Origin of the sequence: Mesorhizobium sp. M1295 (assembly GCF_040318135.1) — a bacterium.
Lineage (GTDB): Bacteria > Pseudomonadota > Alphaproteobacteria > Rhizobiales > Rhizobiaceae > Mesorhizobium.
Window position 1 is genome coordinate 1 of record NZ_JAMYLU010000041.1, and the last position, 22,541, is coordinate 22,541.

Here is a 22,541-nt window from a genome sequence, read left to right on the forward strand (position 1 = left end):
CCCCCCGTAACCCCAACACACCCCCCCCCCCCCGCCCGCGGGGGCGGCCGGCCGTCACAGCCCGAAGGGCTGCCCACGCCAAGGGGCGAAGCCGAATGGCCGAGACCGCCTGAGCTTGCCAAAGAAAAGCGGGCTCGGTTCACGAGCACCTGGTGCGCGTCGTCAGGCGCGCGGGCGCCCGCCAGGACGGCAGGCCGGACAGATTTTTCGCACGGATCATCGTCAAGCGCCGCAGTTACGCCGAGAAACTCGACGACATCGCCGCCGTGCGCGCGGCTTGCTCCGAACAAAACCAGCGCTCGCCTTTCAACAGGTTGAGGCGCGTGTCCCAGTAATTCCTGTCCGGGATCATGATAGACGCGCTCGCCCGTTTTGTAGCTTATACTGGCTTTGATGTTGCAGCCGACAGCGGCAGGGTCGATTCGAAGGCAAGAAAGCCAGCCAGGAGTTGTCTTGAAAGCGATGGTTGCCCACGCCCCTTCCCTCCGAAGAGAGAATGGGACGTTTGCAGCGTGGAGTCTACAAGTCGGGTCTAATTCACCGGTCCTGTTCCGAACCATTGAATGAACGGCGCATCCTTACCCGTGATATCCTTCACCGTCTTTAACAGCGCTTCATGGGTGCGTTGGAGAGCCCGGTAATGGTTGCTGCTAGGTGATAGAAGCGGCTGGACGATGCTCTTGTGCAGCCGTTCCGCCTCCGCCAGAAAGCGCTCGATTTCAGCCTGTGAAAGCTGCTTGGAAAGTTTGGTCCTAGCCATTGCGATCTCCGTTGAGGAATCGCCCCACCTAGGATTATCATCCTATATCGGCATGGCTTGGTAAAGACCCACCCGCAGCGGAATGGCAGCTTGCCGAAGAAACGCGCGCTCGGTTCACGGTACCGGCGCGAGCCGTTAGACGCGCAGGCGCCCGTTAGCCCGCAGGCTGGACAGAATCTCGCACGGATCAGCGTCAAGCGCCGCAGTTAAGTCGAGAAACTCGATGACGTCGAGACGCCGCTCTCCACCCTCGTACTTGGCCACGAAGGATTGGGGACGATCAAGCTTCTCGGCCACCTGCGCCTGAGTCAGGCCTTTGGCCTTGCGCAGGGAAACCAGCTGGGCCAGAAACCGCTGGTGGCGGGGCGAGCGAAGAGATTTGGGCATGTAGGCGAACCGGTCGGGTAAAGACCGGATCAGCGACTAATCCCGGTTTCGGATTATCCCATTTTGGGATATGCTGCGTTGCATCCAGCGCTCAACAGCCGAGGCTCGCAACAGGCATGAATCGATCAATGGGAACAGATGAGAGTCGAAGCTCAACGTTGAGCGATGAAGTCCCCTGGTCGGAGAACCTCACGAGCTACGACAGGGAGCATTTCACGATCTACCTGCGGATCCTGGATGCCTGCGCCGATAATGCCAGCGAAGAGGAGATGGCCGATCTCATTCTCGGCATCGACCCGTCCCTTGAACCGGTCCGCGCCCGCAAGGCTCTTCGCAGCCATATCGACCGGGCGAACTGGATGGTGACGACTGGCTACAAGGAACTGTTCGCCGGCTGACGCACAGCACGGATAGTCATGCTCTTCAAACAAGGAAGTTCAGATACCCGCCATTCATGAGCGCACGGCCGCGAGAGACGGCGCGGCGGGAGCGGTCACAACTGGTTCGCGTGCTGTTCGACTGCCATTTCCAGTGCTTGGCTCAGAGGCACAGCCTTGGAGAACAGGAAGCCTTGAGCGGTTCGGCAGCCAAGCTTGTGCAGGGTTTGCCGATCCGCCTCTGTTTCGACGCCCTCGGCCATGACCTCGATCCCGAGCATGTTACCGAGATCGATGACCGATTTGACAAGCAGTCGGTCCTCTCGGGACTTGGCCAAGCCGCGAATGAAGCCCTGGTCTATTTTCACCTTGCGTATCCGACTGTCCTTGAGCGATGCCAACGTGGAAAAGCCGGTGCCGAAGTCATCGAGCGCGATGGAAATGCCGGCATGTGAAAGCCGTCCGAGCTTTTCATCCACTCTGTCCGGGTCAACCGGGGATTCTTCGGTAATCTCGATCTCGAACATCGTGGCAGGGAGACCTCTTGCCGCCAGACCATTCAGAACCATGTCGTCGATATCGCCGGCTTCCAGTTCGCGCGGTGAAACATTCATCGCCACACGGAGATCACGACAGTCAGCTTTCACCAGGCCGTCGATAAAAGCACAACAGTCGGCGAATACGGTTTGCGTCAGCAGCTGAAGCATTCCGGTTTCGCGTGCAGCTGTGATGATGTCGGGTGGAGAGATGGCACCATGAGTCGGATGGGACCACCTCAGCAAGGCTTCAAAACCGACCACGGCCTCGGTGTCGAGTTTCACGATCGGCTGGAACCAAGGTTGCAAGCTTCTCGTCTTTATCGCCGAATGAAGGTCCCGTTCGACGGACTGGCGGCGTTGCAGTTCCCTGTCGAGTTCGGCATCGAACAGGCAAAATTCGTTCCTGCCACGACGCTTGGCCGTGTAAAGGGCGATATCCGCCCGCAACAACATTTCCGTCAGGCCCGGCGTCTGCGCCAAGTATATTCCTATCGATGCCCCGACACGGACGGACGCGACCTCGATATAGGGGCGGGCAATTTTGGCTATGATATTGGAGGCGAGATCACTGGCAGAAAGCGAAACCCTCGTTGAGGGAAAAAACAGCACGAATTCATCGCCGCCGATACGAGCGAGCGTTGAGCCTTCCGGTGCTTCCTCCTCTATGCGGCGGGCGATCCTGACAAGCAGTTCATCACCGGTCCTGTGACCGTAGGTATCGTTGACGGATTTGAGTAGAGTCGAGGTGTGGCGCGGTGGCGGTAGGTTGAACATATCTGTTTGCCGCCCCTTTCGTCTGGCGGTGCCTTAGTGGTTCAACCGTAGCTCCGATTCCACACCCCGCTCATCGAACCGGACATGCAGATCTCCCGCATCCGGCTCTCGGACAAGAACTCACGCCTTCACCCACGACACGCCGCGTCCTAGTTGGGTCAGACGTACGAGCCCAAAGTGTTCGTAAAGGTGCGAGTCTGGATAGGCCCCGCCCTTGCTTCGTCTGGTCTTGTGCTTGGACCGCAACCACCGGCGCAACCGCACTGCGGTGTAGCTGTCGAGTGCCCGATACGCCTTGCTGGTGGTTCCTACCGAGAAGTAGTTCGCCCATCCGCGCAGCGTCCGGTTCATCCGCTTCACCAGATATGTGGTCTCTTGCCAAGTACCCTTTCGGTCGGTCAGCGCGTGGATGTTCTCCACAGCGCGCCTGATGCTCTTCTTCGATGGCCGGTAGCCCAGACGGGCTTTGCCAGTCGTTGGAGAGTACATCCGTCCGAACGTGTAGCCCAGGAAGTCGAACTCGCCTTCCGGCACCTTGCAGATTCGTGTCTTGTCCTGGTTCACCATCAGCTTCAGCTTGCCCATGATCTCGCGCAGGTGCTGAAGCGCTGCTTCCGCATTGCCCCGCCTGCACAAGATCACGAGGTCGTCGGCATAGGTGATGAGGCGAGAGCCGAGGCTCTGCTCAAGGCCGAGCTTCTTCCATCCCAGCACGAACCGGCGCATGTACAGATTTGCCAGCAAGGGTGAGAGGGGTGAGCCCTGCGGAATGCCGCGCCGCTTGTCCCGTGCTTCGGTCGTGCGTGTCTTGCGGCCTCGATCATCGGTTTCTTCGACAGGGCATTCCAGCCACATCTTGAGCAGATGCAGCACGCGCCGATCAACGATCCGGCGCGCTACCGACTTCATCAGTTCGGCATGGGGAATGCTCCCGAAGTAGTCCGCGAGGTCGGCGTCAACGACTTCCGGATGACCACGGAACAGCAACTCCTCCACCTCGATCACCGCCTGCTGGGCATTGCGCCCGGCACGATAGGCGTAGAGTTCCGGTGGAAGGTCGGCTTCAAAGATCGGCTCCAGTACCAGCATCGCTGCCGTCATGCAGACCCGATCCCGCACGGTCGAGATGCCCAGCGGCCTGAGTTTGCCGTTGGCCTTCGGTATAAACACTCGTCTGATTGGCTCCGGTCGGTAAGTCTCCTCTCTGAGCGCAAGCGCCAGTTCGCCAAGCCACCGCTCGACCCCATACGCTTCGATGTCCGCGAAGTCCTGACCGTCCATACCCGGTGCGCCCTTGTTGGAGCGGCACTGGGCATAGGCATGCGCCAGAATATCCTCGCGACTGATCTTGTCGTACAGGGCATAGAAGCGACAGCCGGCTTCTGCCTTCGCTTTCGCGTGTAACGCCGTCTGCAGTTTCTGGACACTCTTCGGAGTTGCTAGGTTTCCCAATCTCCGGTCCCTCTCCACTTGTTGCGTTCGTCTTGAACTGAGGCCCCTTCCCTCCACCGGCATTACCCGGCTTCCCCGGTACTACGGGCCTCTCCGCCACCCCAGCGCGCCCGGCCTGTCCCTCGCGGGCGTCCGGTTGATCATCCCTGATCACGCATTGGGGCTTCCCGTGTTGCGTGCGCTTTCCTTGTGTACATGCTGCCGCCACTACCCCGGTGCAGCAGCTGGGCGTCGTCTTCGCTCATTCACCCAGCCGTATCAGCCTTCCCCGAAAGGGTTGTCGGGTCGGCCTGCACATCGACCTTTTCGAGGCTTGCTCGGCGTTCACTCACGTTGCGGCCTGCACACTCGCGCGGTCACCAATTCGTGACCCGCTAATCGAAGGCTTCAGACATTTCGTCTCCTCCATGCCTGCTCCGATTGCTTCCGGCTGGAGCGGTTGCCGGGTGGGGTTTGCACCCACTGGAAAGTGCCGCCTTGTCACGGCGCACACCCGTCCAGGTCAATCAGCATTGCCACGAAGGGACCATCCGCGGTCTCGAACCATCCGATAGCGTGTTCGAGGCCACGCCTGTTGAGAAGGGCCGTCAGGTGGTCCTGCCTGGAACTGGCCTTCATCTCCGCCGCAAGCCGCTCGGCCTCATGCCTCAGGCGGCTCGCTTCGCGGAAGCGTGCTTGCCCAACAAACGAAGCTCGAACCAAGCCGCCCATGAAGAGCAGAACGGTAAAAGCCAGAGTGTAGTCTTCAAAATTGCCTTTCGCCAAAAGGCATCCCACCGTGATGAGGAGCGGAGGTGTTATGAAGTTGATCGCCGCCGCGGCATACGAACTGCCGTATGTAACCGCACCAGCTGAAATGCCCGCCAGAATGACCAGATGCAGCGGTGCTTGAGGTGTCGTGTATCCAACAGTCAGGGCGGCCAGGAAGGACCAGGCAAACCCTGCCAGAAGAGCAAGGATGCCAAACCAGCGAAGCCGCGGCAAAACCCCCACTAAACCGTCATGGCGCCCCGTTTCCTTTAGCTGATAACGCGCGAGTGCAAGGCGGGCGGCATTTATCGCATTGACGACCAGGAACCAGATTGCAGCGGCAAAGCCGCTGCCAGAAAGGGCGTGCACCGTCCAAATCAGGCCTGACAGGATAGCGCTTATCGGCATCGACACGAAGAGGCCGGTCCTCAGGTCAGCAAGCTGATCCTGACGGATTTTGGCCTCCAGCGTGTCTTCATTCTTCGGGGCCATGGACGGACCGGCTTGCTCCCATCGTTGTTCGCGACGACAAGCTTACGCAAGCCCACTGAAGGACGGGTTAACTATCCAGCGGGGGTAACCAGTGCGCTCACCATGGCTCCGGGTCGCACGTCTGCTGTTAGGATTGCCGGCTGACCATCGAGATCTTGACCGTGCTATGCCTTGATCCGAACCATCCCAGGATCGGCATCGTCACCATGGAAGCAGCCTTACGAACGGCATCAAACGCGCCCGGCGAGACAAAAGGAAGCCGGGCCGAGATAGCGTTCCAGAGCGGCAGCGCTGCCTGCGATTCACCGCCTGAGCATGGCCGAAATGCCATGACGGATAAAGGGAAGATATTGGGCAAAGCGAAGCCCCGCATGTCTTGCAAGCCGTGCCGCCGGGTGCTCGCCTGAGTAGAGAGCGACAAGTACATTCGTAGCATGATAGAGCGGTGCCGCCGACAGACGCAGCCGGCTTTCGTATCTGCCGAGCATGTCGGGATCAGCAATGTCGCGGCGCTCGCGACATGCCGCCAGGATTCTATCGGCGAGTTGCTTCTGGCCACTGAGGCCGATGTTGAAGCCATGCGCGGTCACCGGGTGCATGCCGAGGGCAGCATCGCCGATCAGTGCCGCACTCGGAGCCCAGAACTTGTGCGCCCAGGTCGTGACCAGCGGATAGGCATGGCGGGTGCTTGCCAAGGTCATCTCTCCGAGGCGTCCTCGACACCGGCTCGTCAATTCCATGAGGAACAAATCGTCGTCGAGAGCAAGCAGTCTGTCGGCCTCGCTTGAGCGCAAAGTGAGAAGCAGCGACGATACGCCTTCCATGAGCGGCAACATCGCTATCGTCTGATGGTGATCGAACCATTCGACCGCGATCTGGTGATGGGCGCGCTCGTGCCTCACCCGGCAAATCAGCATGGAGTTGCCAAGCCGATTGATGTCGGCGCCAATGCCGAGCAGGTCGCGCGTCGCGGACAAACGCGAATCCGCTGCAACGAGCAGCCGAGCGGCCAATTGCCTGCCATCAGAGAGCGTTATGACTGCTTCTTTGTGGCTGGTTGTTGCATTGACGACCGAGTGGCCGCACAGCAGCCGGGCATGATCCTGGAAGCGGACAATCTTGAACAGGGCGTCGCGGATCCGACAATTTGGGACCAGAATTCCGAGTGGTTCCCCAGATCCGCTGGGAGAATCGAAGCACAGGGCGAAAGGGCTCGATCCGTTGAGCACACGCGCGCCTTGAAGTGGTGATTTGTCCGAAGCGGGGATGATATCCCAGGCGCCGAGCTCGCGAAGGATTCCAACCGAAGCGTGGGTCAGCGCGATCTCGCGACCGTCGAAAGCCGGATTCGCCAGGGTTTCGAGTGACTGCCGTTCAACCACTGCCACCTTGAGTCGGCTCTGGGCAAGCGACGCGGCGAAGGAAAGTCCGACCGGCCCGGCTCCGACGACAATGATGTCGAATCTATCGACAGAGCCGGCCATCAGCGTGCCGCCATTGCGTCGGCTATCTACGACGAAGGGCACTGGAACGCATCGCAATCGATCCACGGTTTGCGGCTCATCTCCCCAAGCGTCTCCACGCGACCTAACCGTCCGTTAGACATCCGTTCTCCGTTCAAAAATGCTCAATGAAACCATGCCTATGAAGAGATAACCCTGATGTGGATCAACCAGGCTCGATAAACGCGGCAACGGCGGGTTCACGGTCGACTGGTCGATCGCCACACCATGGTCTGGTCAGGTCATCATGGAATGGCCGGCTTCCCGTTCGGTGCGGCCCTTTCCTGGCCGAAAGTTCGGCAACGTATTCTGGCTGATCCGTTCGCACCCGTCGCGCGCCGAAATCGGCATGACGCGAAGCAACCGCGGAAAATATTCGAGCGAGTCCTCGCAGGGCAGGCTGGGTCAACTGCGTGGCTCGTCGCGGTCGATCAGGATCCGCTCGGCGGCGCCATCGAGATCTTCATATTGGCCGCTCCTCAAGGCCCACAGGAACCCCGCCAGCCCAAGCACTCCGAGGAACAGGGCCACAGGTATGAGGTAGGCGAGCGTCGTCATGAGGATTGTGCCAGTGCGCCAATGTCCGAGCCCCTGTCATGTCGGGCATCTTGCACCGATGCATTTGACACGAAACCTTGCAGACGTAGCGCATTGCCGATGACCAGGAGGGACGAGGCGGACATCGCGACCGCCGCGATCAGTGGCGTAACGTGCCCCAGAATGGCGACCGGCACGGCGATGCCATTGTAAACGATCGCGATGGCGATGTTCTGCCGGATCAGCCGTCCGGCCTTCCGCGAAATGTCTAAAGCAAGTGGGACCGCCAGAAGACTTTTACGCAGGAACACGAAATCCGCGGCGTTGCGACCGATATCCGCCGCCGTGGCCGGAGCGATCGAAACGTGTGCGGCGCCCAATGCAGGCGTGTCGTTGAGCCCATCGCCGACCATCAGCACCTTGTGGCCAGTTCGCGTCAATGCTTCGATGTGTTCGACCTTCCCGGAGGGAAGCAACGCGGGAACGAAGCGCTCGACGCCCAGTGCTTCCGCGACTTCGCCGCAGGCAGCTTCTGTGTCGCCCGACAGCATCTCCACCGACACGCCGGCGCCGTTCAGTTGCTCGATGGCCGCCTTGGCATCGGCACGCAGCTCATCCTCGAAATCGAAAGTCGCGACAATGACCCCGTCCTTCGTCAGAACGGTTCCGCCATAGCCTTGTTTGCCTTCGCCGCCGATCCGAGCTTTCCACTCACGCCATCCGCGGCGACCCAGCCGCCAGGTACTGCCCTCGGCGATGGCTTCGATGCCGAAGCCCGGATGCTCGCTGACGGACGCGAGTTTCGGCTGGCCGGCAAAGGCTGCATTGCCAGCGATTGCCTTCGAAAAGGGATGGCGGGAATGCGCTGCCATCTCGGCCGCCATGGCGAGCATCGTCGGATCGATGGACGGCGCATTGATCAGCCTGGGCAGTCCGAGCGTAAGCGTGCCGGTTTTGTCGAACAATGCCGTGTCGATCCCCGCCAGGCGCTCCATGGCGGAGCCGTCCCTGACCATGACGCCGCTTTCAAACAGCCGCCGCGCAGCGACCACCTGCACGATCGGCACGGCGAGACCGAGCGCACACGGGCATGTAATGATCAAAACGGCGATCGCGATTGTTATTGCCCGGTGCCAGTCGCCGGTCGCCGCCATCCAGCCGAGGAACGTCACAAAGGCGGTGAGGTGGACCACGGGGGCATAGAGCGCGGAGACGCGATCGGCGATCCTGCGATTGCGGGCGCGGCCGCCCTCTGCCGCTTCCATCAGCCGAACCATTTCGGCCAGGAAGGAATCCTTTGCGGCGGCCGTCGCCCCGATGGTCAGTGGACCGGTGAGATTGAGTGTACCGGCCTGGACCTGCGCCCCCGGGCCCACCGTTCTGGGCGTGCTTTCCCCGGAAACCAGGGAACAGTCGAGATCCGACGCCCCGCCAATGATCCTGCCGTCGATGGGCATCCTCTCGCCGGCCGCGATCAAGAGCTCCATTCCTGGTTCGATCTCGCCAACCGGCAAGTAGTCGCGCGAACCATCCTCGCGCAGCACCATGGCGCCGCGCGCCGCTAGCCGAGCCAGTCCGTTTACGGCCGTCCGTGCCCGTTCCCGCATCACGTGATCCAGCGTGCGGCCGATCAGCAGAAAGAACAGCAGCGACACCGACGCGTCGAAATAAGCATGGTCGCCATGGTTGATCGTCTCGTAGAGGCTCATCGCGTAAGCGAGCGATACCCCGACCGCGATCGGCACGTCCATGTTCATGCGGCTGTGGCGCAGCGCATTCCAGGCCGAGCGAAAATAGATGCCGCCGGCGAAAGCGAGCACAGGAATGGCAATCAAGGCCGAGACCCAATGGAACAGGTCGCGGGTCGCGCCTTGCGCGCCGGACCAGACGGAGACTGATAGCAGCATGATGTTGCCCGCCGCAAAGCCGGCGACCGCGACGGCGCGGATCAGTTCCGAGAGCGTCTTGTCCTTCCTATCAGCCTCGGGATCGAACAGGTGCGCGCCATAGCCCAGCCGTCCAAGTGTGGCGACGAATGGTGGAACCTCCTCGCCGCGCCACCGGACCGAAACACGTTTCGTCGAAAGATTGACACGAGCGCCTTCGACGCGATCCAGCTTGCCGATCGCCGTCTCGATCGTCTGGATGCAGGCGGCACAATGCACAGCCGGCACCGAGAGGTCGGTCTGGCGAAGATTTTCGCCAATCGAGCGGCTCGCCAGTCTGATTTCCTGGCCAGAAGGCAGGACCAGTGTGACCTTTTCCAGGTCCAATGCCATTTCGGCGCCTGGCGCGCAGCAGCTCATTGCAGCGCCCCCTGGGAAATCATGATCCGGCGAACGTCGCGATAGGGTTCCGCAAGGCTCGCATCGGCGTCGATTTCGACGATCCAGAGGCCATCGTTGGGCATGTGGTGCGCGGCGAATATCTGACCGGACGCAGCGGCAAGAGTGACGGATTTGTCCTCGGCCTCGTAGGCGGGATGACGAAACAGCACCTTGACGCCATGCAAGGCAACCGGCCTGCCGACAGCATCGGTGAGGCTGTAGCGGACCTCACCGCCTGCGATGGTCAGTTTGCCAGTCCAGCCGAGGGCTGCCTGAGCTCGCCCTTGCTCGGCCTTCTTGTTGAATTGCTGGCTCGCCACATAGGTGTTTTCGACGACAAGGCCGGTCCAGCTCGTGTTGGCGAGCGTCGCCATCGTCAGATTGACCGCTATGACCACGCCGAAGAAGCCAAGGATGGTGAACAGCATATGCCTGCCGGTGAATTCGCGGGATTGTCGCGAGGTGTCGCTCATCTGGCGCTTTCCGGTGCGTTGAAAGTGGCCGTGTATTCGTCCGACTCGAACGTTGCCTTGTTTTCGACCCGGAACTTGAAGCTTTGCGCTGCACCCCGAACCTGATCTGCCGGCTGACGCACGAAAACCTTGAGCATCTTCAGCCGGTCGGGTTCGACCGGGATGGCGAAGGAGCGATCCGCCGGCAGGTCGATGCCGACAACGCTCATTTCGGCTCCATGCAGGCCCTGCATCGTGACAATGATCGTTCTTGGTTCGGGGATCATGTTGAGCAGCTTGACGGTGTAGCCGTTGCGGATCGAACCGTCGGACAGCGTCACGAACTGCGGGTTGCGATCGTGCAGGACATTCAATTCGAGCCGTTCGCGGGTCAGCAGCGAATAGAGCAGCGCGAGACCGACCGCCGACCAGGCGCCCATGTAGATGAAGGTGCGCGGGCGAAAGATCTTGCGGATATGGAAACGGGCCACCTTGTCGGAGAACAGGCCGTCAGCGCTCCTGACCAGTGACGGGTTGACTGAACCGGAGCCGCCCGGGGTCGCCAGCATCATGTTGGCGTTGTAGTCGGCCAGCGTCGCATAGGAAATCAGTCCGCGCTCCCTGCCGAGCTTGTCCATGATACCGTCACAGGTATCGATGCAGAGCGCGCAGGTGATGCATTCAAGCTGCTGGCCATCACGAATGTCTATCCCCATCGGGCACACCGCGACACAGGCATTGCAGTCGACGCAGTCGCCGACGGGCTGCCCGGCGGCAAGGACCCTCTTGGCGTGACGCGAGCGCGGTTCGCCGCGCCAGTCATTATAGGTGACGGTGAGGGAATTCTCGTCGAGCATGGCCGCCTGGATGCGCGGCCATGGGCACATGTAGGTGCAGACCTGCTCGCGCATCAGCCCGCCGAACGTATAAGTCGTCGCCGTCAGCACGGCGACGGTGATGTAGGCGACCGCGGCTGCGGTGCCAGTGAAGAGTTGGCCGAGCAGGGTCGGCGCGTCGGCGAAATAGAAGATCCACGCGCCGCCGGTCGCCGCACCTATGACTAGCCAGATGGCGTGTTTCGACACCCGCAGCACGAGCTTGCGGGCAGTCCACGGCCCGGCATCAAGCTTCATGCGCGCGTTGCGGTCGCCCTCGATGGCTCGCTCGACGACCAGAAACAGATCGACCCACACGGTCTGCGGGCACGTATAGCCGCACCAGGCCCGGCCGACGGTGGATGTGATCAGGAAGAGACCGACGCCGGCCATGACCAGAAGGCCGGCGACGTAGTAGAATTCCTGCGGCCATATCTCGATGAAGAAGAAGTAGAAACGCCGGTTGGCAAGATCGACCAGCACGGCCTGGTCCGGGGCAAATGGCCCGCGATCCCACCGCAGCCAGGGCGTCTGGTAGTAGATCCCCAGCGTGATTGCCATCACCGACCACTTGAAGCGGCGGAAGCTGCCAGAGGCCCGGTTCGGGAAGATCTTCTTGCGTGCGGCATAGAGCGGCTGACGGATCTTGGCGGAGTTGACCGCATCGGCTTCGAGCCGTTCTATTTGCGTGTTATCGAGCACGAGAAGCTCCAGTCACCAGCGACGATTTCGCCGGAAGCCCGACCCATCGATTTCTGGATGATGCCGAGGCCCGGCTCGCGCCGGGCCTCGTCGCTTGGCGGTGGGGGGGAGGACGAGAATAGGCTTGCGTACCTATTCTCCGCCACCAAGCGAATGGACATAGACCGCAAGTTCCTTGGCCTTGATCTCGCCGAGACGCCCGATCCAGGCCGGCATGACGCCGTGCTTCGGCGCGCGGACCTGCGCGGCGATGGCTGTTTCGCCAGACCCGTATAGCCAGATCGCGTCGGTCAGGTCGGGTGCGCCGAGCTCTCTGTTGCCCTTTGCATTCTCACCATGACAGGCCGCACAATTCTCGGCGAAAACATTGGCGCCGAGTTCGATCAGGCTTGTGTCCTGAACAGGATCGGAGAGGCTTGCGACATAGGCGCCGACCTGCTTGATCTGATCCGTCGTGATGATGTCGCCAAAAGCAGGCATTTCCGACAGGCGCGTATCCGGGTCTGATGCGAAGCGGATGCCGTGCGCAATCGTCTGCTGGATCTGTTCGGCGTTGCCACCCCACAGCCAATCGTCGTCGTTTAGGTTGGGAAAACCCTTGGACCCTTGAGCGCCCGAGCCATGGCACTGCACGCAATTGACCTTGAACGCGGCGCCACCCGCGGCGACGGCGAATTCGCGTAGCGTATCGTCGGCAGTAATCTCGGAGACGGTCTTCGCCTGAATGGCAGCGACATATTTACCCTTGGCCACTTCGGCCGCCGCCAGTTCATTCTTGACGTCTTTGCGGCTCGAATACCCCAGCACACCCCTGGTCGCGGAAGTCAGCATCGGCCATGCCGGATAGACGACGGTGTAGCCGATCGCCCAGGCAATGGTGATGTAGAAGGTGATGACCCACCAGCGCGGAAGCGGGTTGTTGAGTTCCTTGATGCCGTCCCACTCATGGCCGGTCGTCGAGATGCCCAAAACCTCGTCGATATGCTCGCTGCCCATGATCAGTCGTCCTTGAGAGGAATGTGAGCGGCTCTCTCGGCTTGCCTGCGGCTGCCGGGACGAAGTGCAAAGGCAACGCATCCGACGAAGAAAAGCGCCATGGCAAGCAGGCCCCAGCTGTCGGCAAACTCCCGCATGAAATTGTAGGTCATCGCCATTCTCCTCAGCGGTAGCCGGCGGCTTCGTCATAAGTCCTGAAATCGACCAGCGTGCCGAGCATCTGGAGATAGGCGACCAGCGCATCCATTTCGGTGACCTGCTGCGGATCGCCGTCGAAGTCCCCAACCTTGGCTTTCGGATAGCGTCTCTCCAGGCCCGATGTGTCGGCATTCGCATCGGCCTGCGCCATGAGATCGGCATTGGCATGAGCGATCATGTCGTCTGAATAGGGCACACCGACACGGCTGTTGGCGATCAGATGCGTCGAGAAATCCTTCACCTCGATTGGCATGTCCTTCAGAAACGCGTAGCTCGGCATGATCGATTCCGGCACCACGGAGCGTGGTTCGGTGAGATGCTGGACATGCCATGCGTTGGAGTAGCGGTCGCCGACCCGGGCGAGATCCGGCCCCGTGCGCTTCGAGCCCCACTGGAACGGGTGGTCGTACATCGACTCGGCCGCCAGGCTATAGTGGCCGTAGCGCTCGACTTCGTCGCGGAATGGCCTGATCATCTGGCTGTGGCAGAGGTAGCAGCCCTCGCGCACATAGATGTTGCGCCCGGCGAGCTCGAGCGGCGAATAGGGCCGCATGCCTTCGACCTTCTCGATGGTGTTGTCGAGATAGAAGAGCGGTGCGATCTCGACGATGCCGCCGACCGTTATGACCAGCAGGGACCCGAGGAGAAGCAGTGTGGCGTTCTTCTCGATGACCGCGTGTCTGTCCATCAAGCCCATTTTCTGGCTCCTGATCGCACAGGCTGGAGGGCGGGGATGGAGCGCGGCATCGGATCCTCCTCGCGCCGGTAGCCGAGGATGGTCATGGCGATGTTCCAGGCCATGATGAGGGCGCCCGACAGATACATCGCGCCGCCGATGGCACGCATGATGTAGTAGGGATGCATGGCGGCCACGGTTTCGGCGAAGGAGTAGACCAGGAAGCCCTGCTCGTTGTATTCGCGCCACATCAGGCCCTGCATGACGCCGGAGACCCACATCACCGCGGCGTAAACGACGATCCCAAGCGTCGCCAGCCAGAAGTGCCAGTTGACGAGCCGCAGCGAATAAAGCCGGTCGCGATTCCATAACTTCGGGACCATGAAATAAATCGCGCCGAACGAGATCATGCCAACCCATCCGAGCGCGCCCGAATGGACGTGACCGATGGTCCAGTCGGTGTAGTGCGAGAGCGAGTTGACGGCCTTGATTGACATCATCGGGCCTTCGAAGGTGGACATCCCGTAGAAGGCGATGGCCATCACCATCATACGGATGATCGGGTCGGTGCGCAGCTTGTCCCAGGCGCCCGAGAGCGTCATCAGGCCGTTTATCATGCCGCCCCACGAGGGCATCCAGAGCATGATCGAGAACACCATGCCGAGCGTCTGGGCCCAGTCCGGCAGGGCGGTGTAGTGGAGGTGGTGCGGACCGGCCCAGATGTAGAGAAAGATCAAAGCCCAGAAGTGGATGATCGACAGCCGGTAGGAATAGACAGGCCGGTTGGCCTGCTTGGGCACGAAATAATACATCATGCCGAGGAAGCCGGCGGTGAGGAAGAAGCCGACGGCATTGTGGCCGTACCACCATTGCGTCAGGGCGTCCTGTACGCCGGAGAAGGCTGAATAGCTCTTGGAGCCCAGGAAGGAGACCGGCATCGACAGGTTGTTGATCACATGCAGCATTGCGATGGTCACGATGAAGGCAAGGTAGAACCAGTTGGCGACATAGATGTGCGGTTCCTTGCGCTTTAGGATCGTGCCGAGGAACAGGATGAGATAGGCGACCCAGACAATCGTCAGCCACAGGTCCACATACCATTCGGGCTCGGCGTATTCGCGGCTCTCGGTGATGCCGAGCAGGTAGCCGGTTGCCGCCATGACGATGAACAGCTGATAGCCCCAGAACACGAACCAGCCGAGATCGCCGCCGAACAGCCGAGCGCGGCAGGTGCGCTGGACGACATACAGGGACGTGCAGAGCAGCGCATTGCCGCCGAAGGCGAAGACGACGCCCGACGTATGCAATGGCCGCAAACGGCCGAAATTGAACCAGGGCTGGATGTTGAGATCCGGGTAGGCGAGCTGCAGGGCGATGACCACGCCGACCAGCATGCCGACGACGCCCCAGAATACGGTGGCGACGGCACCGAAGCGGATCGGCCCATCCATGTAAGCGGCGGGGTCGATCGGAACTGCCGGCTTGAACTCCGTGTTGCGCAACAGAATCGCAGTGAAGCCAGCCACGGCGAAGAACAAAACCCACATATGCCGGCGAAAAGGTTCATCTACGCCGAAGCCGGCAGCCACCAGGGCCGCAAACGCAAACAGGCTTAGAAGGACGATCTCTGTGCCGAATTTCATCGCAAGCCCCGATTTCCGATTCCAGCGGGCGCCAAACCGCAGTGCCTTATTGCGCAGCCGTGGCCTGCTCGCCCTGATCCATGTCAGAGCCGCACGATTTTGCTTCGAGCAGGATCGAGTTCGGTGCGATCAGACTGTGGCGATCGAATGTGGAAGCGCGGCACCGGCCGCCACGCTTATGGACAGGCCCGGCGTCCCAGGTCGGGCCGGGTTTGGAGGCGATCGCGGGCGTGTGGGAAGCGCGCCTTCTGTGACGCTGGAAAGTAGGCCGATGCCTTGCCGAACGTCGATCGTTTCAATGCCTTGGGACAGCCAGCGCCAGCGTTGCGCTAACTTCGTGACATACATGGTTCGGGGAGACGGCGATTTTCCCCTGCGTGTGAGGCGTATTGACTTCGGCCGAGTGCAATCCTGCCTGGAACAGCCGGTTGCACGTCGAGCACCTCGAGGATGGATGCTTCGCCGACGAGTTGGCCGAAACGCACCTGGCTCATGCGATCGGATGGAGAGCGGGCTATCGCTATGCGACTTCTTCTAAGCGCAACGCGAGCATGCCCTGCCCCGAACGAAGTAAGTGACCTAGGCCATGCAGCTTCGGTGTCATTCAAAGGGCGGTTGCGCCTCGGCCGCCGCAGCGCCGTTCCAGCCGGCTCATGCTGTCCACGGTGACACGGCGGTTGTTCTCGATCCGAATCACGCCGTCCATTCTCAGGCTGGTCAGCTGACGGCTCACGGTCTCGTTTGTAATTCCAAGGAAATCAGAGATGTCGGCACGCGTCATCGGCAGCTCGAAGCACGCCGACCTAGCCGCCGGGTCAACACTGGAACCGATGTTCCGCGCGATCATGAGGAGAAAGCTCGCCACCTTCTCCGGTGCGGTCTTGCGCCCCAGAGTCACCATCCATTCGCGTGCCTCGTCGAGTTCGTTCAGCGCCTGCTTGAGCAGGCGATGCACAAATTCCGGTGATTCCTTCATCATCCGTTCGATGGCCGCTCTCGGAAACGAGCATAGCGAGACAGCTGTTGCCGCTTCCGCATTGATCGCGCTTTTCATCTTGAAGGGCCGTCCCAGAAAATCCGGCGCGAACTGGAGACCGACGATCTGCTGGCGGCCGTCCGAAAGGCTCTTCGTGAGCTTCACCACGCCTGAAAGCACGTTTGAATAACAGTCGACCGCCTCGGCGTCGCCGATCAGTTCGACCCCCGGCTCGATATTGTGCCGCGACGACGTCTTGGCGAGCTGAGCCAAATGGTCTGGTTCGAGCGCACCACAGACACCGCGGTGCCGTGCCTCGCAAGACAGGCAAAGAACGGGAATGCCGGAACTGTGACTGTCCTGCCGTAATGTCATTCGATCGCTCTACCGGTCCAGTGCGGGCAGGATAGCAATCGACGGTAGAAAAATCCTTGCGGCAGTTTGTCCGTGCTGAAGGTTGATCGAAATCAGGGCTTAGGCTCATCCAAGCATCCACAGTTCCGGCGACGCAAACACGGTGGACCACGACATGCGACTGGAGCTAGCTGCCAGACTTGGCGAGAACGTCCCGCGCTATACCAGTTATCCGACCGCGCCGCATTTCCATGCGGGGGTCGATGCCGTCGTTTACCGAGGCTGGTTGGAGGCGCTCGAAGGTGGTGACGAGATCTCGCTCTATCTGCACATCCCGTACTGCGACAAGCTTTGCTGGTTCTGTGCCTGCCATACCAAGCAGACACGCCACTACGAACCGGTGACCACATATCTTCGCTCACTGCATGCCGAGATCGCCACCGTCGCCGGTCTTGTCGCAGGCAAGGGCCGCGTGCGTGCCGTCCATTTCGGCGGCGGTTCGCCAACGATGCTCAAACCGGAGGATCTGGTGGCGCTGGGAACCGCCCTGCGCAACAGTTTCACCTTTCTTCCCGGCGCCAAGATCGGCGTCGAAATCGAACCCAATGATATGGACGATGCCCGCCTCGACGCACTCGCCGAAATCGGCATGACCCGTGCGAGCCTCGGCGTCCAGGATTTTGACCCGAAGGTGCAAAGGGCAATTAACCGCGAGCAGAGCTTTTTGCAGACCAAAGCGGTAGTCGACGGCGTTCGTTCGCGCGGCGTCGAATCGGTCAATCTGGACCTGCTCTACGGCTTGCCACACCAGACCAGGGAGAGTGTCTCCTCCACCGTCGCGCAGGCACTGACCCTGGAACCGGATCGGATAGCGCTTTTTGGCTACGCCCATGTGCCGTGGTTCAAGAAACATCAGACGATGATCGACGAGGCATGGCTGCCGGGTCCGGCAGAGCGGTTTGCTCAATCGCAACTTGCGGCGCGGGCGATCGTGGACCAGGGATACGAAGCAATCGGGCTCGACCATTTCGCCAAACCGGGCGATGCCCTCGCGCTTGCCGCCCGCGCCGGAACACTGCGCCGGAACTTCCAGGGCTATACCGAGGATCGCTGCGAGACCTTGATCGGCCTTGGCCCGTCATCCATCAGCCAGTTTCGCCAGGGCTATGCACAGAACATGCCTTCGACCGCCGAGTATGGACGCATGGTTGCTGATGGCGGGCTGGCCGCTGATCGGGGTATCGCGCTTTCCGACGACGACCGTGTTCGCGGCTGGATCATCGAGCGATTGATGTGTGACTTCGCCTTCTCGGCGATTGAGCTGGTGGAGCGCTTTGGCGAAGCCGGCCAAAGACTTCTCCTCAAGGCGAGTTCCACGGCTCTTCATGGTCCTGCGCGGCTGCTTGAACTTGATGGTGACCGCTTCGTCGTGCCGGCGGAAAGCCGGCCCTTTGTCAGAAGCATCGCGGCGAAGTTCGACAAATATTTCGAAGGTGGAACGGCCAGGCACTCAGCGGCAGTCTGAGCACCGCAGAGGAACGGTCATGGTTCTCAGTCGATCGTGAACCGATTGCGCTACGTTTTTCGCTGTTGACCGGCGACCGTCGTGTCAAGACAGGATTCGGAGCGGACCAGACGCGTCTTGGCATAGCGACGATATCGTCCGGTCGTGCCTTCCGGCGCCGTATTCCATTTCGCAGTCCCTGAAGCGCCACGTCGAGTCCGGCCTCTTTTCTGTATCGGAAGCAGTCGACAATCGTCCTGGCCAGATCATGGTTGTCGGCCGACAGCTCCCTTCGGCCTTGCAACGAGAATCCGCAAGGACCGTGCCAGCTGCAGCAGGCGCCGCCGGATCGCAACACCATACTATTCCACCCGTGGCTCGCGCTAACCTTTGATTGGTTCGCGCCAGGCCGACGCCCGTCGAAACCGAGCCTCGGCAACAATCCTAATCGTAAGCGGCTGGCCACGCTCTTGGTGCCGGTGGTAGAAGTCCGCAAGCACCCCGGCAGCGCCTTCAAGCGTGGGACAACCCGTCCACCCGAATATTCGTCGGCGCAGTTTCAGTGAAAAGCGGGCCTAGGCTACACAGCTCTCTTGTTACCCCAGAGCATAACGTGCAGCTGCGGCAGCACACGGGCTTCGAACCACCTGTCGCGGGTCACGCTATCAACCAGCCACTCCATGCGCTTCAATATTCCGTCAAGGTCGACAGGCGCGTCTTCATTTGCGGGGCGTGGCGGCGTGTGATTGCCGGGTTGCAGATAGATCGGAAGCCGCGGAAATCTCGCAGCGGCGTCTTTCGCGTAGGCGTAGTCCCTTTCGTCGAAAACAATGAGCTTGAGCACGATTTGTGGCCTGCCTTGTGCCGCCTGGAGGCACGCCTCGAAAGCGGCCCAATCGGTCGTCATTTGGCTTGACGGCGGCTTTGGGCTGAGGACTAGCACGTCAAGGTCGGCAAACCAGTCCCTGGCCACCGAACCTTGGGTTTCCAGCGCAAAACGGTAACCTTCACCATGGCCTCGCTCGATGAGCGCGCCGAGCGGCTGGATGGCCGGATTGCCGCCTGACAGCGACACCATCAGCGGGCGGCCACCGGAAAGCGCAAGCACGTTTTGCCACACCGCGCCAATGGACATCATCTCCCATTCGTGGCGGAATTGATTGTCCACCGCATGCAGGCTGTCGCACCAGGAACAGCGATAGTCACACCCGCCGGTTCTGACGAAGACCGTCGGCAAACCGATGAGCACGCCCTCGCCCTGGATCGTCGGCCCGAAAATCTCACTCACGCGGATTGCGGGATGCGTATCGGTCATGGCCGGTATTCCGCCCAGGTTTTCGGCGTTTCGCTCACCCGCACGGCCGAGGTTTCGCGCAGGCGTGCCTTGCACCATTCATAAAAATGTCTGGCCAGATATTCCGCCGTGACTTGCTCATGCCCCAGCACCTCGTTGAGATGTCGGTGGTCGAAGCTCTCGTCGATATAGCGTTTTAGCGGCGCCAGATCATGATAGTCGCGCACGAAGCCGTGCTCGTTCAGTTCCTTCGCCGAAAGCTCTACTTCGACGATGTAGTTATGCCCGTGCAGGCGCGCGCATTGGTGCTCGGGCGGCAAAGAGGTGAGCTGATGCGAGGCCGAGAAGTGGAATTCCTTAGTGATGCAGAACATTACACGATCCTCCTGCGCAGCGCGTCGAGCCAGAAGTCGGAGTCCTCGTACTCGGTGGGGTCCGGGTGCCCTGCAAGATGAAACGCCTCGCGCCGCTCGACGCAGGTCCCGCACCGTCCACAGTGACGCTCGCCGCCCTTGTAGCAGGACCAGGTCTGCGCAAATGGTGTGCCGTATCTTGCTCCATCCTCAACGATGTCCGCCTTCGTGAGGTTCACATAAGGCGCATAAAGGCGAATCTTCGCGTAGCCGTCGAGCGCATGGTCCTGCATCATCTGGAAAGCGTCGATGAAGGCTGGACGGCAGTCGGGATAAATGAAATGATCCCCACCATGCACGGCCGTCGCCACCGCGTCAGCGTCGTGCGCTGCGGCGAAGCCGACGGCAATGGCCAACATGATGGCGTTCCGGTTCGGCACCACCGTGACCTTCATCGTGTCTTCGGCGTAGTGCCCGTCGGGCACGTCCACATTATCGGTCAGCGCGGAGCCGAAAAGGCCGCCGCCGATTTCGTGGATGTCGACGATGCGGTGCGGGACGGTCAGTCGCTCCGCGCAAAGGGCGGCGAAGCCCAATTCCTTCCTATGCCGTTGGCCGTAATCGAAAGATAGGAGGCCGGCGAGTTCGTGCTCCGCTGCCACCTTGTGAGCAAGGGTAACGGAGTCCAATCCGCCGGAGCAGACGACGAGAGTCTTCATCGTTGGGTCCTTGTTTTAACCGGGTAGGCTGCGACGGGAGATTTCTCTGCGCTCCCAGTACTTCAGGAAATCCATTTTGTGAAGTGAACGGGGAACGAGTTTCATGCCCTGACGTGCCGCTGTGTGCAAGGCGCCCTCGCGGTGAGCCTGCAAGGAACACGGACTAGCGAAACGTCACGCTTCAGCGGAATGCTCAAAGGCGAGCGCACCAGAATATGCTCTGCAGGAGGTCCGGACCTTCGTAAACAAAGTTCTCGACGATCAAGCGCCCGGCGGTCCTGAGCTCGAGGGACGCCACCGCGAGGGTTTCAGGTACTAGACGGCCCAAGGATGGGCTTGCCGCAAACAACGGACTTACCAGTGGGATGTTCAGCGACGCCGATGCAGATGTCTGGAATGATCACGACATCAATTGTCGCGGCAACTTTGGCTGGCCTGCTCCTCGGGTTCCGTAGATCCAGCGCATTCCGCTTCAGGATCGGTTCGAACCGGAGCACTCCCTCGGTCAATGGACGTCCGGCAACAACCTGAATGATCGGTCGTGAGCCGACATCTGTGAACAAGCGGTGTGGTCGATTGCTATCACCCATGTGTTGCGTGCAGGTACCTTATGGCAGTGGATGAACTGGATTTGATGGTTTTACAGCTGGCGGTCGAAAGCGTCCGCTCGCTCTCCTTAAGCTTCGCTGAAAAGGCCGCCGAGGTAGCCACCAGGAGCCGCGGCATCCTGCTTTTCGACGTGCGGGTCGACGGTGATGCGGGGGTCCAGCGGGTCGCAGCCATCCGATATCAGGGCGACCAGATCGGCGTGCTGGCGTTGGACAGACAGGGCCTTGTTACCCACCATTGCATCGTCAACGGTACGTTCTCACATTTCATTGCGCCCTTGGAGAACTGGCACAGCATGCCCCTGTCGATGCAGGCCAAGATCGATGCCCACGGCCATGCCAGTCTCTTCCTAGGGGCCTTGCGAAATGCCGGACATTTGCTGGGCAGCTAGCATTTGGCCAGAATGCATCTGTGAATTTTTGCATGCGCATCGCTGCCGACAGCGCCGGCATGATTGTCGTGCTCGAAAACGGCTGCGGCGATCGCGGCAAAGCGATCGCCGCGATGATGGCGATCTACGCGTGGGCGTTGCATCGATGCGCGATCGTTTAGACAGAGGTCTCCGCCTGCATCGAGCAACATGCACGGAGGTACGCAAAGCGCAAATGCATCAAGTATTTGAAGGGACGAGCCCCTCGCGCAAATGGAGCTTGCGCTGCCGTTGTCGTCCCATCGTGCCGCCGAACTCGGGGGCGTGACGATCGACCACGATGGCCTATTTTTTTGCAAAGCCGAATGTCCCGATTCCGAAGCCAAGGAAAAAACTCCGACCACAGCGAAGAATAGTAACAACACGGGCGACGCAAGCCGCCTTGCCCTCTAGCAGGGGAGGTGCTTGCGGTGCTCTCACCGACACAAGATCGCAAATGGCACGTGGGTGAGCACCAGAACTGGCGACACGCATGGTGATCGGCTTGACTCGCTGGAGGAAGCACAAGGCCTCAGTGGGCGGAGGCGCCAGCGACGGTCGAATACTGGCTGGCTGCTCGGGATCTGATCGTTGAAATGACGTAGGATTTGGTTGCTTAAGCCGATCCGAACCATTTCCCGGAGACCACACCCACCATGAATGATCTTGCGCTGCCGCTGAGCGGTTTGTCATCAGTCGGCGGCAAGTCCGTCGTCGCCCGTTTCGACGGCGGCATGCTGTCGTCCAACAGCGGCGTTCTGGCCTTGGCCGAGGTGGAAAAGCGGTTGCGGGTGGCCGAGCGTCTGGCGCGTTGCATCGACGATCCGCGCTGCCCGGACCAGGTCGTCCACAGCCTGGCGGACATGATCGGCTTTCGCATGAAG

At 60.7% G+C, this 22,541-nt stretch carries 25 protein-coding genes; 7 read left to right on the forward strand and 18 right to left on the reverse strand.

Translation table 11 applies throughout. The annotated features are described in order from the left end of the window. Positions 1-152: 152 nt before the first annotated feature. Positions 153-335 carry a hypothetical protein gene (locus tag NKH29_RS30955; protein ID WP_353001278.1) on the forward strand — a complete coding sequence of 61 codons (183 nt, stop codon included), beginning with the start codon at positions 153-155 and terminating at the stop codon, positions 333-335. Positions 336-532: 197 nt separating this feature from the next. Here NKH29_RS30955 and NKH29_RS30960 read toward each other — a convergent pair whose 3' ends face one another. Beyond that, a complete protein-coding gene (locus NKH29_RS30960) occupies positions 533-760 on the reverse strand; it encodes a hypothetical protein (protein WP_023722034.1) in 228 nt (75 codons plus the stop codon). Between the two features lie 135 nt (positions 761-895). Beyond that, entirely contained in the window at positions 896-1,147 is a 252-nt protein-coding gene (locus NKH29_RS30965) for a helix-turn-helix domain-containing protein (protein ID WP_023722035.1), read from the reverse strand. A 116-nt stretch (positions 1,148-1,263) separates the two neighbouring features. Here NKH29_RS30965 and NKH29_RS30970 point away from each other — a divergent pair, with 116 nt between their 5' ends. Then, positions 1,264-1,545: a DNA -binding domain-containing protein gene (locus tag NKH29_RS30970; protein WP_352818473.1), complete on the forward strand. Its 282-nt coding sequence runs from the start codon at positions 1,264-1,266 to the stop codon at positions 1,543-1,545. 95 nt (positions 1,546-1,640) lie between these two features. On the opposite strand, the gene NKH29_RS30975 is transcribed toward NKH29_RS30970, so the two are convergent. The 13 genes from NKH29_RS30975 to NKH29_RS31035 all read right to left on the reverse strand — a co-directional run bounded on the left by NKH29_RS30975 (position 1,641) and on the right by NKH29_RS31035 (position 16,790). Continuing rightward, positions 1,641-2,837 carry a putative bifunctional diguanylate cyclase/phosphodiesterase gene (locus NKH29_RS30975; protein ID WP_353001279.1) on the reverse strand — a complete coding sequence of 399 codons (1,197 nt, stop codon included), beginning with the start codon at positions 2,835-2,837 and terminating at the stop codon, positions 1,641-1,643. Between the two features lie 120 nt (positions 2,838-2,957). After that, a complete protein-coding gene (ltrA, locus tag NKH29_RS30980; protein ID WP_353001280.1) occupies positions 2,958-4,289 on the reverse strand; it encodes a group II intron reverse transcriptase/maturase in 1,332 nt (443 codons plus the stop codon). Between the two features lie 480 nt (positions 4,290-4,769). Beyond that, positions 4,770-5,531, reverse strand: coding sequence for a GGDEF domain-containing protein (locus NKH29_RS30985; RefSeq protein ID WP_353001281.1), 762 nt, complete (start codon positions 5,529-5,531; stop codon positions 4,770-4,772). A gap of 302 nt (positions 5,532-5,833) precedes the next feature. Continuing rightward, entirely contained in the window at positions 5,834-7,015 is a 1,182-nt protein-coding gene (gene ubiM / locus NKH29_RS30990; RefSeq protein WP_353001290.1) for a 5-demethoxyubiquinol-8 5-hydroxylase UbiM, read from the reverse strand. 423 nt (positions 7,016-7,438) lie between these two features. Next, a complete protein-coding gene (ccoS, locus tag NKH29_RS30995) occupies positions 7,439-7,591 on the reverse strand; it encodes a cbb3-type cytochrome oxidase assembly protein CcoS (RefSeq protein WP_352861789.1) in 153 nt (50 codons plus the stop codon). Then, on the reverse strand, positions 7,588-9,876 hold the full coding sequence (locus NKH29_RS31000) for a cation-translocating P-type ATPase (protein WP_353001282.1): 2,289 nt from the start codon (positions 9,874-9,876) through the stop codon (positions 7,588-7,590). The genes ccoS and NKH29_RS31000 overlap by 4 nt, the downstream gene beginning before the upstream one ends. Then, positions 9,873-10,370 (reverse strand): FixH family protein, encoded by a 498-nt coding sequence (locus NKH29_RS31005; protein WP_353001283.1) that lies wholly within the window; start codon positions 10,368-10,370, stop codon positions 9,873-9,875. The genes NKH29_RS31000 and NKH29_RS31005 overlap by 4 nt, the downstream gene beginning before the upstream one ends. After that, on the reverse strand, positions 10,367-11,926 hold the full coding sequence (gene ccoG / locus NKH29_RS31010) for a cytochrome c oxidase accessory protein CcoG (RefSeq protein WP_353001284.1): 1,560 nt from the start codon (positions 11,924-11,926) through the stop codon (positions 10,367-10,369). The genes NKH29_RS31005 and ccoG overlap by 4 nt, the downstream gene beginning before the upstream one ends. A gap of 132 nt (positions 11,927-12,058) precedes the next feature. Beyond that, positions 12,059-12,922 (reverse strand): cytochrome-c oxidase, cbb3-type subunit III, encoded by an 864-nt coding sequence (ccoP, locus tag NKH29_RS31015; protein WP_353001285.1) that lies wholly within the window; start codon positions 12,920-12,922, stop codon positions 12,059-12,061. A gap of 2 nt (positions 12,923-12,924) precedes the next feature. Beyond that, positions 12,925-13,074, reverse strand: coding sequence for a cbb3-type cytochrome c oxidase subunit 3 (locus NKH29_RS31020; protein ID WP_352690201.1), 150 nt, complete (start codon positions 13,072-13,074; stop codon positions 12,925-12,927). An 11-nt stretch (positions 13,075-13,085) separates the two neighbouring features. After that, the gene (gene ccoO / locus NKH29_RS31025) at positions 13,086-13,817 is read right to left on the reverse strand and encodes a cytochrome-c oxidase, cbb3-type subunit II (RefSeq protein ID WP_353001286.1); all 732 of its coding nucleotides are present in this window, start codon (positions 13,815-13,817) and stop codon (positions 13,086-13,088) included. Continuing rightward, on the reverse strand, positions 13,808-15,439 hold the full coding sequence (gene ccoN, locus NKH29_RS31030) for a cytochrome-c oxidase, cbb3-type subunit I (protein WP_352541542.1): 1,632 nt from the start codon (positions 15,437-15,439) through the stop codon (positions 13,808-13,810). The genes ccoO and ccoN overlap by 10 nt, the downstream gene beginning before the upstream one ends. 604 nt (positions 15,440-16,043) lie before the next feature. Next, entirely contained in the window at positions 16,044-16,790 is a 747-nt protein-coding gene (locus tag NKH29_RS31035; protein ID WP_352823927.1) for a Crp/Fnr family transcriptional regulator, read from the reverse strand. 154 nt (positions 16,791-16,944) lie between these two features. On the opposite strand from NKH29_RS31035, the gene hemN reads away from it, so the two are divergent. Further along, positions 16,945-18,294 carry an oxygen-independent coproporphyrinogen III oxidase gene (gene hemN, locus NKH29_RS31040; RefSeq protein WP_353001287.1) on the forward strand — a complete coding sequence of 450 codons (1,350 nt, stop codon included), beginning with the start codon at positions 16,945-16,947 and terminating at the stop codon, positions 18,292-18,294. A 559-nt stretch (positions 18,295-18,853) separates the two neighbouring features. On the opposite strand, the gene queE is transcribed toward hemN, so the two are convergent. From queE to queC, 3 genes are read right to left on the reverse strand one after another with little or no spacing between them, the layout of a single operon-like run. After that, positions 18,854-19,588, reverse strand: a complete 735-nt coding sequence (gene queE / locus NKH29_RS31045; RefSeq protein ID WP_352823958.1) for a 7-carboxy-7-deazaguanine synthase QueE — start codon at positions 19,586-19,588, stop codon at positions 18,854-18,856. Then, on the reverse strand, positions 19,585-19,941 hold the full coding sequence (gene queD, locus NKH29_RS31050; RefSeq protein WP_352618963.1) for a 6-carboxytetrahydropterin synthase QueD: 357 nt from the start codon (positions 19,939-19,941) through the stop codon (positions 19,585-19,587). The genes queE and queD overlap by 4 nt, the downstream gene beginning before the upstream one ends. Then, the gene (queC, locus tag NKH29_RS31055; RefSeq protein WP_353001288.1) at positions 19,941-20,639 is read right to left on the reverse strand and encodes a 7-cyano-7-deazaguanine synthase QueC; all 699 of its coding nucleotides are present in this window, start codon (positions 20,637-20,639) and stop codon (positions 19,941-19,943) included. Before queC ends, queD begins: the two co-directional genes overlap by 1 nt. 610 nt (positions 20,640-21,249) lie before the next feature. On the opposite strand from queC, the gene NKH29_RS31060 reads away from it, so the two are divergent. The 4 genes from NKH29_RS31060 to NKH29_RS31075 form a co-directional block, all read left to right on the forward strand. Then, entirely contained in the window at positions 21,250-21,639 is a 390-nt protein-coding gene (locus NKH29_RS31060; RefSeq protein WP_353001289.1) for a hypothetical protein, read from the forward strand. A gap of 32 nt (positions 21,640-21,671) precedes the next feature. Then, a complete protein-coding gene (locus NKH29_RS31065) occupies positions 21,672-21,800 on the forward strand; it encodes a hypothetical protein (protein WP_023722056.1) in 129 nt (42 codons plus the stop codon). A 91-nt stretch (positions 21,801-21,891) separates the two neighbouring features. Further along, positions 21,892-22,071 (forward strand): hypothetical protein, encoded by a 180-nt coding sequence (locus NKH29_RS31070; RefSeq protein ID WP_352496237.1) that lies wholly within the window; start codon positions 21,892-21,894, stop codon positions 22,069-22,071. A 242-nt stretch (positions 22,072-22,313) separates the two neighbouring features. Then, the coding region (locus tag NKH29_RS31075; RefSeq protein ID WP_352638434.1) for a transposase at positions 22,314-22,541 on the forward strand (228 nt) is incomplete at its 3' end.